The following is a 12767-nucleotide window of genomic DNA, read 5'->3' on the forward strand; positions in this document are numbered from 1 at the left end:
ATGGTGATGAAAAGTCCCTAGCGCTGGATCATGACAAATCCGGTCTGCCGGGGCTCACCGTTCCCAAAGTTGATTACGTAAAAATACGTGTCGGCCGGTAGCTCCTGTCCGTTGAAACGGCCATCCCAGTTGTTCTGGTAGGGCATATTCGATCGGAATACCTCATCTCCCCAGCGGTTAAAGATGATCACCTGACTTTCCGGGAAGCGATCCAGATCCAGCAGACAGGGTACGGTGAACGTATCGTTGATATTATCGCCATTGGGCGTAATTACGTTCGGTGCCTGACAGCGGGCATCGGTGCCTACCATAAAAGTTGCCGTCCCTTCGGCGGTGATACAACCTTCGCTGATCACGGCGTAGTTGACCTGGTCAAAGCCAACAAAGTTGAAATTCGGGACATATTCAAAATTACCATCACCCAGGCTTTCCAGAACGCCCTGGTCCGGACCACTCACGATCTCCGTACGGGTACCCGCCGGGACCTGGTCGTTGGCCAGAAGGTTCACTTCGGTAGCCTGTTGAAATTCTATTTCAAAACTCTCGTCGTTCACTACGGGCGGGAGTTTATACGTCACTGTAACGGAATCTGTGGATCCTTCTCCACAGTATCCTTCATCCACGGTCCAGTAGAATACGTTCTCTCCTTCTCTCAGACCGCGTACTTCCGTAACGGGCTGATTGGGGAAGGAGAATATCGGATCTCCGTCTTCGGAAGTCCACTGCCCGGTACTGCCGGAGGTAGGTCTTGCGGCTTCGAGGATAAACACTCCCCGGTTGTTACAAGCCACCGTATCCGGCCCGGCATAAGGCGCGGGATCCGAAATAATGACGTTTACCCGGTCCTCGCTGACACCACATTCGCTGGTGACGGTCCAGGTGAAAACGTATACGTTATCCGGCTCCAGACCCTCCAGTAAAGTGGTCGGGTTATTTTCTTCTACGATATTTACACCCAAAAGGTTCTGAGCTTCCGGTTGGGACCATCGACCTACGCTGGTATTGCCCGATACGGGGTTCGCACTCAGGTTGACGATCTCGTCGGCACAGGCCAAAATGTTGTCGCCGGCCTGGGCGGTTTCGCCGGAGCTGACGACCACCTGAACTTCATCGAACGAATAGTTCTGACACGCACCGTTAGACAGGGTCCAGCGGAAGGTATATGGTCCGCCGTCGATGGTCAGGGTCTTTACCGGAGAACGCGGATCATTCGGGTTGGCGATCGTTACGCCTTCGGACGAACCGGCAACCTGGGTCCACAGACCGACCCCGATCGGCGGAGCCGCTCCCCGCAGGGCAAAGTCACCCGAGCAGATGGTCGTATCCCGTCCGGCAAATGCCTGACTGGTCGGTACGGTATTCAGCGTAACGCTTACCGGATTGGAAAGCGTCGATGTACAGCCGTCGAGATTCGCCTGGACAAAGAAATCGTAAGTGCCGTTCGAAAAGCCGGTAAAGGTGCTTACTTCCAAAGTCGTATCGGTAGTAGGCGCTCCGATCGGGTTTTCGGTATCATTCAGGTACCAGCGATAGCTGGCGCCATTGGTAAAGCTGCCGGGGGTTACGGAGAGTTCCAGAACTTCTTCCGAACCGCTAATACAGAGGGGGCCGTTGGATAGCCCGGATGGTTTCCGTGGGGAAGGCTTCACCGTTACGTTCACAAAAGCAGTATCGGATTTACAACCGTTGAGGTTGGCGATCACGAAATATTCGGCCGTAGGCATCAACTGATCCGCGGTACTGAAAGAAGGATTGCGCAGGCTGGAAGTGATCGGTCCTCCCCAGGCGTAGGTAGCACCCTGAGCCGAATTGGCCATCAGTTGGATGTTACTACCCGCACACACCGGACTGTTGCTGGCCGCAGTGACGGTCGGGATCGTGCTTACCGTAACGTTGACGGCCGGGGAATTCAGAGACGTACAACCGTCTATGATCACATAAACGCTGTACTGACCGCTATCGTCGATCTGAGCATCTTCAATGATCAGTTCGGGAACAGTGGTCGACATCTGCTGGTTATTCTGCGCTTTTACCCAGTAATAGGTAACCGAATTCCCCTCGCCGGCAAAGTCGTTGGTCCGGAGCACGATATCGTCTCCCAGACAATGTTGGAAGGAACCGGTCGGTGAAGTGGGGACACTCGGGGTTAGCGGAGCATTTTTCAGGTCAAGCGTATAGGTGACGAAGCCGGAAGAACAGCCGTTGCCGGTGGTTACTTCCAGGGAATAGTTATCACTGTCCGCTTCGGTTGCGTTGGGAATTACGGCCGTTTTTTCCGTGGAGAAAACCATGCCGTTCCGGCGCCAGGTATACATATAGGAGCCATCATCAGCCGGGAAGACTGACGGTACCAGATGAATATCGGTCGGACCGGTCAGGCAGCTCGGCGCATCATCTACAATATCGATGGAGGTGATCCCGTCCACTACCCGTACTTCCACGCTGGCGGTGTCTTTACAACCGGGCTGACTGGTGACCTCCAGGATAAAGGTGCCGTTATTTGCAGGACTGGCCTGATTGATCACCGGATTTTTCGAAAAGCGCGGCTGAATGCCGGGGCCGGTCCACTTATAGGTTACCCCACTGATATCCGAATCTCCCATCAGCGTAACCGCAGAACCAACACAAACCGGAACCGGATCGGCGTCGGCAATGGCATTCGGAGCCGGATTGACGATCGCATTGACCGGATTGGCCGGATCGGAAGTACAACCGTTACGGGTTATCGCTACCTGCCAGTTGCCGCCGTCCGACGGGTCGGCATCCGCTACGGTGTAAGACGGTACGGTAGTGATGAATTCGTCGGTGTTGTGCAACCAGTGGTATGAGCTGGCCCCGGTAGATGTGGTGGTCAGCGTTAGATTCATTCCTTCACAGATCGGACCATTATACGTGATAGCCGGTTTTGCCGGTTTCGGGCGTACGCTGATCAGTACGGAATCCGGCGCCGATACACATTCGTTGCGCGCCACGGTCAGGTAGTAATGCCCGGCCTTGGTAGTGGCCAGGGGACCCACATTGGGCGACTGCTGGGTAGAGGTGAAATTATCGGGTCCGCTCCATTTGTATCCACTGATCGTAGGTCCGGCCACCAGTGTGCTCAGAGTGATCACTTCGCCGGCACAAACGGAGGTGTCCATTTGGGTGATATCCGCCACCGGCCGGGTGACGATATTGACCGTTTTGGTCTGACTGGGCCGCGAAGTACAACCATTGGCTTCAACGATCAGGTAGTACTGTTTATTCCCCAGTGAATGGGGCGGCGGTATGGTATATTCTGCTTCCTGGGTCGTTGCCAGTAGCGTTCCGTTAGGCGCTGTACCCGAATACCAGTAAAAATTGATATTGTCGCCGTCATCGGGAATGTTACCCGAAAAACTGAGCTTCACAGACTCCGAACTACAGAAGGTAGACTGGGTCACCAGCTCTGGTTGCAGCGGAATGGAATTCACTTCTACAAAGACGGAATTTTCTGCACTACATCCGTTAAAGATACCCTGGATCTCCACGGTATAGAAATCCTCAAAAGTGGGATCTACGTTTGAGATCACCGGATTTCGTTTGGTGGAGATCACCGCACCCGGATTGGATGCCCGGTACCAGCGGTAGGTATAGGCTTCCGGACCGGGAGCCGGCGGATTGGCAAAGAGGAAGAGCGAATCTCCACCGCAAAGTCCGTAGTTATAAGTAGGCTCGGGTCCCTGGAGGGTGATCCCGAGGGTCGTAGTACATTCGCTGCTGTTGCCGGCTGCATCCTGCACCGTCAGCGTGATGGTTACCGGTTGGCCGCCGTCGGCACAGGTGAACGTATTCGGTGAAATAAAAGCGGTATCGATGCTGCAGTTGTCGTAACTGCCGAAATCCACATCCGAGACATCAAATACTTCTACCTGCAGACCGGATGGGTTGATCGGTAACGCGCCCAGCGGTTTACACAAGGCTTCCGGGGGAATGGGGTCTTCTACCGTCACTTTAAAGCTACAGGTATCCGGATTGCCGGCAAGGTCCCGTACAATGTAAAACACATCGGTTTCGCCCACGGCAAAATCAATAGTCGGTGAAACCATCGGTTCCGCCATTACCGTGAGTGGGATCTCCGTAGCTCCCGTTGTATAATAGCTGGGACGCAGGAGACCGTAGTCCAGAGTGAGGAAAACGTAGCTCAGCCCGTCGTTATCCCCATTCATGCTGACCGAATCCGGCTGGCAGGGGTTGATCCCGTCTCCGGGAACCCCGGGCGGTACCGGTACATTGAGCGGTTGCAGGCGAATATCGAGCGTCCCGTCGCTGGCCCAGCTGTTGAAAGTGGCGGCCGGGATCGTGAGATTCAGCTGGCCGGGAGTACTGCAGTTGGCCGCACCGGCCGTGGTTTGTCCCAGCAGCGTATTGCCCTCACCGTATACCTCCATGACGGCCCGGTTGCCGGTGAAATCTCCGAGGAAATCCATCGTCAGGGCGATATCCGTCACAGCGTTGGCCGCTACTCCCGTAAACGAGATCGTTCGGTTTTCCGCCAGATAATCAGTCAGGTTGGGATCAAAAGAGAAGGTCAAAAATGCGCTCGCAGTATCGTTAGGCTGTACCTGATTACCGTCCACGTAAACACCGCAGTTGTCGGTAATATTCGGAGGCAATGGCAAAGTATAGGCAATATCGCAGGAATCTCCCAGCAGATCCAGCGTAACATCCGGTGGGCAGGTCATCATCGGCGCTTCCACATCTTCTACGGAAATGACGTATACGCAGCTATCTACGTTGCCGGCGCAGTCAGTCGCAAAGTAGGTAACGGTGTGGTCGCCCTGCGGCAGGGTTACCGGAATGGGTGCGATCGGATCAACCACGGTCGAATCGATCAGATCATCGATCCGGTAGGCAAAAACGATGGACGGGAACTGTTTGGTCTCAAAAGTGATGTTCCCGTTCACCATGCCGGTGGGTGAACAAATGGCGTTAATAGCAAAACGTCCGTCCATGCCCGCCGGAATATTCGGCTCCAGCCGGATCGTAATGACCCCGTCTACCGCCCAGTTATTGATCGTGGAGGCGGGCAGGGTAAATACCGAGGTTGAATTGCCGCACTGAGCGTTGGTACCTTCCGTGAAGCCGATCAGGTTGCCGTCTTCACCCAGTACATTGAAAAATTCATTGATCTCTTCGCCGTCTACGTTGACGAGATCAATGGTCAGGGTGGCATCGCTGTTGGCATTGAGCGGCAGTTCGCCGGCCAAGGCGAAACTCAATTCCACCGGATCAACCGGCGTATTCCCTTCTTCGCCGGGAGCCGCCTGACTGGTGAGGGTAGCCGATGCGGAGACATCTTCATTCCCCGTATTGAAAAAGCAGTTCTCTTCGATCACCGGCGGCATCAGTACAAAGTCCGCTTCGCAGGTGCCCGGATCGTTGGGAATGGAAAATGATTCCGGACAGTTGCTCAGCACGGGCGCCTGGTCATCGATCAGGGCGAAGGTAGCGGTAGTGGTATCGCTCCGGCCACATTCGTCCGTAACGATAAAGTCAATCGTCTGACTGCGCAATACACCTCCGGTAGCCGGGCAATCCAGGGCCGGAAGGCTCGGAGGATTGCTGGTGCCGGTATTATAAGCCGCCCAGCTCAGGTCTTCGGTATCGGAGCAGTTGTCAACGGCCATGGCGCCGCCGCGGCTGCTCAGCCAGTCGGCAAAGGCCTGGTTAATATCCACTCCTTCCATACAACTGATCTGCTCATCGGCCGCATTAACCGTAATATTCGGATCCTGCTGATCCTGAACGGTAATGATCTGATCTTTACTGGTGACATTGTCACAGCGATCGGTTAGCGTCCAGGTCCTGCGGATGGTGTATTCACTGGGGCAGGAGCCCTGGGTCAGTACATCTTCGTAGGAAATATCGGGATCCGGATCACAGGCATCGGTAATATTGGTAGGCTGGCCGGTGAGGCTCAGGTCATTGGCTTCCGTACAGTCTACACTGATATCGGCCGGTACATCAAATTCCGGACCGACACTGTCTTCGATGGTAATTACCTGCTGGCGGACATTGAAGTTGCCACAGCGGTCGGACGCCCGCCAGGTTCTTACTACGGTGAAGTTATAAGGGCAGTCGCCACCGGTGATGTTATCGGTGAAATTGACGGTGATCTCGTCTACCGTCGTACAATTATCCGACAGGTTACTGATCTCACCGGTGAGTTCCAGATCATTGATGTCGTCATCACAGGTAAGTGTGATCGGTGCCGGCGGGTCGAAGGTAGGACCCGTTTCATCCTGCACCATAATGATCTGAGTATCCCGGGCTTCGTTGCCGCAATTATCCAGCGCCGTCCAGATCCGCAGGATGTTGTACTCGTATTCCAGGCAGTTACCGCCGATAAACTGATTGTTCTCTTCTCTGTAGTCCACCGGAACCACTCCGGCACAGTTGTCCAAAGCCGTTACGGTTGGTGCGGTCGGGATCGGATCGGCACAACTCAGGACCAGATCCGCGGGTACCCCGGTCAATACCGGCTCCTCCGCATCAATTACGGTATAGGTGGCAATCCAGTCGGTAGACCAACCGCAACTGTCCGTGGCGGTAAAGGTAACGGTAAGCGTACCGCATTCTTCCTCGTAATTGGCCGGAGCGTCATTGGTGAAAGTTTCCACCCCGGAGCAACCATCTTCCAGGCGGGTAGCCAGGGCGGCCTGCAGATTGCTGATCCAGTTGATGTAGCGATCCGGAGACGCCGGGGCGTCCATTTTACTTACCTCACAGGAAACGGTATCATTAACCGGAGAGAGGTCGAAGACCGGTCCGGTAACGTCCGCCTGTACCGTAATGATCTGGGTTGCGGTGGCCGTCAGATTGTCGGCCGTATCCACCGCCGTCCAGGTACGCGTAATGGTCGCATTGGAACAGGCACTCAACGTATTCAACGGAGGATTATCGACGGAAACGATTAATTTCGGAAAAGATGGATCGTTATCATCCGTTGCGTTGAGGGAAACCGGTGCCGGTACATCATTGATACAGCTGACTGTAATGTCCTGAGGGATTGGGTCCGTGAATACGGGTGGTCCTACGGGCAAGGTGTGATTATCGGTGCGGTTTGTATTGCTTTTTTCATCAGAGGGCAGCCAGGCGGTGTTGAGCACCAGGCTAAAAAGCATCAACCAGATGATCGATAGTTTTGGGATGCGTAGCAATTTTCTCATAATGCTTTATATGTTTGACAAGGGATTATATACAATATCTGGCCCAAACTCCAGGAGCCCAATTTACCGGTAACTCAGTAAGTGCTTGATTGTAAGGGTAGGAATGTGGTAAGTGAAGTTCCGGTAAAGGTTTTGGAATTCAGGAAATCAGGCTTAACCTATTCGGTATGTTCCTGGTGGTCTGTTAAAAATGAAAATGAGAATTTCAGGCAAGGACAGACGAAATCCTTTAGCGGTTTTTTGACGTTCATGGGATATATCGGTTTGTGGTACAAAAACAAGCTGCAAAATAGGAAATATTCTAGATTATTTATAGTGGCAGAACCACTTAAGTGGCAGAACCACTATATATTAGCATCAACGGGCCGGAAGATGACAATACTTCCGGCCCGTTGGCGACAATTCAGATACCGACTGCGGACTAATCTTCCCGCACGGTTGGGTATTTTATGCCCAACTGTTCAAGATAGGTGTCGTATTTGGTCTCATCGTAGTACAGTGCTTCCATTTCCTTTCGGTAGGTTTCCATGATGTCCTTGTTGAGATAAGTGGCCGGTTTGTCTTCTTCGGTCACCATGGGTACGTACTTCTGTTTCATCCCCTGCTCGTTGCGGAAGTATTCCCAGGCCTGATCCACCAGTTCCGGTTTCAGGAAGAAATCGAGTAGCGTCATGGCTTCTGCTTTGGCGCCCGCTACTACGCCTTTATGGGCGATCGGAGTGGCCATGGCCACGGCATTGGACCAGTGGTGCCCCTGCAGTCCGGGAATATTGGCCGGGAAGCGGAGGGTGACGGTCGGCAACTTCCAGGAAATGTCCCCAATATCGTCGGAACCACCGCTGATCGGGCGACTGATCGGCAGGCCAATCGTATCCAGTTTGGTGCTCAGCCCGTTGGTGTCCCGGGGAGAATTGACCTCACGCTGCAGCGCTCTGGCCAGCGTCTGATCGGCTTCGCTCCACTCCGGCAGGCCCACCTGGCGGATATTCTGGTACATGGTTTCGGCGATCACTTGGTTAAAGTGCCGGGGCCAGGCAGAACCCAGTACTTTGCGTTTCACTTCGGTGCCCGTCATCAGGGCAGCTCCATCGGCGATGTTATTGCACTTTTCGTACATCTCCATGATCCGGGGATAGGTGACGTTGCGCAGGTAGAACCAGATAGAGGCTTCGGAAGGCACCACGTTCGGTTGGTCTCCACCGTTTTTGATCACGTGGTGCGAACGCTGGATGGGATCCAGGTGCTCGCGCTGGTACTGCCAGCCGATACTCATCAGTTCTACGGCATCCAGCGAGCTTCGGCCCCGCCAGGGAGAACCGGCGGCGTGGGCCGCTTCCCCTTCAAAAGTATATTCCACGGAGATCAGCCCGGTACCACGGGCCTGTCCCCAGGATACGGTCATATTGTTGGAAACGTGGGTGAAAATGCACATATCCACTTCGTCAAAGTAGCCGTCGCGGGTGAAGTAGGCCTTGGTACCTACCAGTTCCTCCGCTACACCGGGCCAGAGGATCAGGGTACCCGGGATACCTTCGCGCTCCATGATCTCCTTGACGGAGATAGCCGCAACGATATTGAGCGGAATACCGGAATTGTGCCCTTCGCCGTGACCGGGAGCTCCTTCGATCTGCGGATCGTGGTAGGCCACGCCGGGTTTCTGGGACGCTTTCGGGATACAATCCAGGTCGCTACCGACAGCGATCACCGGTTTGCCGTTGCCCCATTTGGCCCACCAGGCGGTCGGCACATCGGAGATCCCGTGTTCGATGGTAAATCCGTTCTCTTCCAGGATGTCCGTGAGGTATTTGGATGAGGCGTACTCCTGAAAGCCGAGTTCGGCAAAACTGAAGATCTTATCGACCATTACCTGAGCCATCTTGGCCCGACCTTCGACTTTCTCCTGCACTTCTGCCTTCAGTTTTTCCAACTTCCGGTCCTCGCCGGATTGTGCCCAAAGTGTCATTCCGGTGCACAATAACACCCAAACTAGTAAGCATTTTCGCATAATGATTTGATTTTATTATTTACGGTGAAAAATGGTCTCGGTGATCCGGTAAGCGCATAGTGGTTTCTTGGCCGGTGGCCATTCAGTTCGGATGTACAATCAGAGCGTCGGATCAAAACAATTTGCTGGCAGGGCGGAAAAAGATACAGTTCCGGTGGTTTGTCGGGGTGGTTCCGGTTGAATATCGCCTAATAGTTTACTCCGGTGATCTTTTTGCTGCTTATTTTCGCCGGCTAGCCCAAAAAAGGCTTACCATTGGTGGCGAAATACCCGGCGCAATTCCAAAAGCGGTACCTGACGAAAATTGAGTGGGACTTCCCATGCCAATTTATCTCAGTACAAACCAGAACCGCATTTTACATTTCTTTACCTTTAATTCACTGAGCCAAAATACAAAAACATGTCAGATCAATTTACTCATCTGGATGCAAAAGGAAATCCATCGATGGTGGATGTGGGAGAAAAGCAGGTCACCCGGCGGGAAGCGGTCGCGCAGAGCATTATACAACTGACCGAAGAGATCATGGATCTGCTGGAAGATGATGAATTGCACACTAAAAAAGGCCCTGTATTCCAAACTGCGATCCTGGCGGGCATCATGGCCGCCAAACGCACCTCGGAACTGATCCCACTGTGCCATCCGCTGCCGCTGGAAAAGATCGGTATCGACATTCAGGTAAATGAAGAAAGGGAAGTTGTGATCATCTGTACCGCGATCATCACGGGAAAAACCGGGGTGGAAATGGAAGCACTCACCGGCGCCTCCGTGGCGGCGCTGACAGTGTACGATATGTGCAAAGCTTTCAGCCACGATATCGTGATCCGGGAAACGAAACTAATGGCCAAATCGGGTGGGAAAAGGGATTTTAAGCGGAATTAATGGATGCTTATAACCAGAAAAACGCATGAAAAAGATCTGGCTGATCCTGACGACGAGTGGCGTGATCACATTCCTGTTGCCCGCTGCCTTATGGCTACAGGGGCTTATCTTTTGGGAAGAATGCCGGCTACTGATGGCGCTGGGAGCCGTGCTGGCCCTGGTGGGATACTGGGGAATGAAGAAAGTGAAGGCAGGTGGCGACAAAAATCGGGATTAGCCGCTCGTTTGTAGCCCCCCTGCCAAAGCTAAAAATAACCCGGAACCCAGTAGAAGGCGAAGGCCATCTACCGGGCACCGGGTGTGAAACGTCTATTTCAGAAACTCTAAACTCTTATTGATAAACCGCGTCAACTCGGCTCCCTTGAGCATACTCTGGTTGAGGCGGGCCAGATTGTAAAGGTATTCCGCCAGTTCTCGCTGCTGGTCGGCGTCTTTCTCACCGACGAGCTTGGAGGCGATCAGCGGGTGGTTGGTATTGACCACCAGATTGATCGAATCCGGGAAAGCATCCATGCTCATCCCCTGCATGGCCTGCATCTCCTTCATCCGGCGCATGAACTCCGGCCGGGTGATCACCACCGGCTGGTCATCCGGTGACATAGGTTTGAGTACCACCTGATTGCCGGATTGTCCGGCCAGTACTTCAAATATCGTTTTAACCTGGCTCTGTTCGTCTTCGCTCATCACCGATTCTACTTCCTCGTCCTTCTGCACCAGTTGATCCACGGTGTCGGAATCCACCCGTACGAAAGTGACATTATCGAGTTTGTGTTCGAGGTGATTGACAAAGTGGTTATCGATGATGTTATCCAGTTCCAAAACGTCGTAACCACGATTTTTTGCCGGCTGGATCAGACTATCGTGCTCCTTGGCATTATTGGTGTAGATATAGATCACCTTATCGTGCTTATCCGTTTGAGTGGGTTTTACTTTCTCCTGGTATTCGTCCAGGGTAAAGTGTTCCCCGTCCACGTTTTTCAACAGCACAAACTTGGTGGCTTTATCGTGGAATTTCTCTTCGGAGATCATACCGTACTTAATAAACACTCCGAGGTCCGGCCATTTGGCTTCGAAATCTTTCCGGTCGGCCTTAAACAGTTCCTGCAGTTTATCGGCCACCTTCCGGGTGATGTATCCGGTGATCTTTTTCACGTTCTGATCGGCCTGCAGATAACTCCGGGAAACGTTCAGCGGAATATCCGGTGAATCGATCACCCCGTGCAGCAGGGTCAGGAATTCCGGTACGATCTCTTTCACGTCGTCCGTAACGTACACCTGGTTGCTGTACAGCTGGATCTTATTTTTCTGGATCTCAATCGAGTTGCCCACTTTGGGGAAGTACAGGATACCCGTCAGATTGAACGGATAGTCGATGTTGAGATGGATCCAGAACATCGGCGGGGTACTGAAGGGATAGAGCTCGGAATAGAAAGAACGGTAATCCTCATCCGTCAGCTCGTTGGGCTGCTTTTTCCAGATCGGGTTCGGATTGTTGACGATATTGTCAACTTCGATCTCCTTGGTTACTTTTTCCTCGCCTTCATCTTCGCCTTCGCTTTCTAATTCTACAGTTTCCGTGCGAGTACCGAATTTGATGGGCACCGGCAGGAATTTACAGTATTTCTGCAGCAGCGATTCGATACGGCCCTCTTCCAAGAATTCCTTGTTCTCCTCGTTGATGTAGAGGATCACATCCGTACCACGCTCTTTTTTATCGTTCTTCTCAATGCCGTATTCGGGGTCCCCTTCGCACACCCAGGTCACGCCCTTACTCCGCGGCTTCCAGGATTTGGTGCGTACTTCCACTTTGTCGGCTACCATAAAGGCGGAGTAGAATCCCAAACCGAAGTGGCCGATGATATTGGCATCGTCCTTATATTTTTCCAGAAATTCGGCAGCACTGGAGAACGCTACCTGATTGAGGTATTTCTGTACTTCTTCTTCCGTCATCCCGATACCGTGGTCGCGGATGGTCAGGGTGCCGTTGTCTTTATCGATGATCACTTCTACCATCAGATCACCAAGCTTGCCCTTGAATTCACCTTTGGAAGCCAGCGTCTGCAATTTTGTCGTGGCATCAATGGCATTCGAGATCAGCTCCCGGAGGAAGATCTCGTGATCAGAGTACAGAAATTTCTTAATTATGGGAAAAATGTTTTCCGTTTGTACGGATATAGTACCTTTTTGCATAGCTATTTCTTTTTGCCTTTGAAGTAACAAAGCCTATGCCAGAGCGTCGGAACTGACAAAATGACGGATTTTGCCCTCCGTACGTAGGGTCAGTAAGACAGTAAAGTCCGGTCGAAGCAGCAGGCGCAGGGCCACAACGGAAAAAAACGGGGACAGATATTGAAAATTAAAATAGATTTATTTAATTTGCAGCATAATTGAGAGGGACTTAACAAAAAAACATTTTTTCTTTCCAAAAGAGCTTTGAGACGCTGCTTGACATTTCCTACGTCAAAGCGTCCAGTAATTGCTTGATTGCCATTCTGAGCGTACCGCAAATTCATTTTTTAATAAAATTTGAATTTGTTCCAGCTCGTTTGTAACCTTTCTATGCGATTATCGTAATACTGATCACATACTTTGACAAATGCAATTGCGGTTGAAGTGACCGTATGCATTTATCCAGAAAAGCTTTTTGCGTATGTAGCAATAAGCCTGGCTTCTGGGGGGTAGCCGGGCTTTT

At 52.5% G+C, this 12767-nt stretch carries 5 protein-coding genes; 2 read left to right on the plus strand and 3 right to left on the minus strand.

The window, feature by feature from the left end:
• Nucleotides 1–17: 17 nt before the first annotated feature.
• Entirely contained in the window at nucleotides 18–7190 is a 7173-nt protein-coding gene (locus tag CRP01_RS15690) for a T9SS type B sorting domain-containing protein (protein WP_099151019.1), read from the minus strand.
• Nucleotides 7191–7611: 421 nt separating this feature from the next.
• A complete protein-coding gene (locus CRP01_RS15695; RefSeq protein WP_099151020.1) occupies nucleotides 7612–9195 on the minus strand; it encodes an amidohydrolase in 1584 nt (527 codons plus the stop codon).
• Between the two features lie 400 nt (nucleotides 9196–9595).
• Here CRP01_RS15695 and moaC point away from each other — a divergent pair, with 400 nt between their 5' ends.
• Both moaC and CRP01_RS15710 read left to right on the plus strand, forming a co-directional pair.
• Complete coding sequence (gene moaC, locus CRP01_RS15705; protein WP_099151022.1) at nucleotides 9596–10075, plus strand: cyclic pyranopterin monophosphate synthase MoaC; 480 nt, start codon at nucleotides 9596–9598, stop codon at nucleotides 10073–10075.
• A 25-nt stretch (nucleotides 10076–10100) separates the two neighbouring features.
• Complete coding sequence (locus CRP01_RS15710) at nucleotides 10101–10292, plus strand: hypothetical protein (protein WP_099151023.1); 192 nt, start codon at nucleotides 10101–10103, stop codon at nucleotides 10290–10292.
• A gap of 92 nt (nucleotides 10293–10384) precedes the next feature.
• Here CRP01_RS15710 and htpG read toward each other — a convergent pair whose 3' ends face one another.
• A complete protein-coding gene (gene htpG, locus CRP01_RS15715) occupies nucleotides 10385–12265 on the minus strand; it encodes a molecular chaperone HtpG (RefSeq protein WP_099151024.1) in 1881 nt (626 codons plus the stop codon).
• Nucleotides 12266–12767 lie beyond the last annotated feature (502 nt).

It is taken from the genome of Flavilitoribacter nigricans DSM 23189 = NBRC 102662 (assembly GCF_002646595.1).
Lineage (GTDB): Bacteria > Bacteroidota > Bacteroidia > Chitinophagales > Saprospiraceae > Flavilitoribacter > Flavilitoribacter nigricans.

What these genes read in the sequence shown, in the direction of transcription:
- CRP01_RS15690 (WP_099151019.1), bottom strand. Translation starts at nt 7,190, where the DNA reads ATGAGAAAATTGCTACGCATCCCAAAACTATCGATCATCTGGTTGATG.
- CRP01_RS15695 (WP_099151020.1), bottom strand. Translation starts at nt 9,195, where the DNA reads ATGCGAAAATGCTTACTAGTTTGGGTGTTATTGTGCACCGGAATGACA.
- moaC (WP_099151022.1), top strand. Translation starts at nt 9,596, where the DNA reads ATGTCAGATCAATTTACTCATCTGGATGCAAAAGGAAATCCATCGATG.
- CRP01_RS15710 (WP_099151023.1), top strand. Translation starts at nt 10,101, where the DNA reads ATGAAAAAGATCTGGCTGATCCTGACGACGAGTGGCGTGATCACATTC.
- htpG (WP_099151024.1), bottom strand. Translation starts at nt 12,265, where the DNA reads ATGCAAAAAGGTACTATATCCGTACAAACGGAAAACATTTTTCCCATA.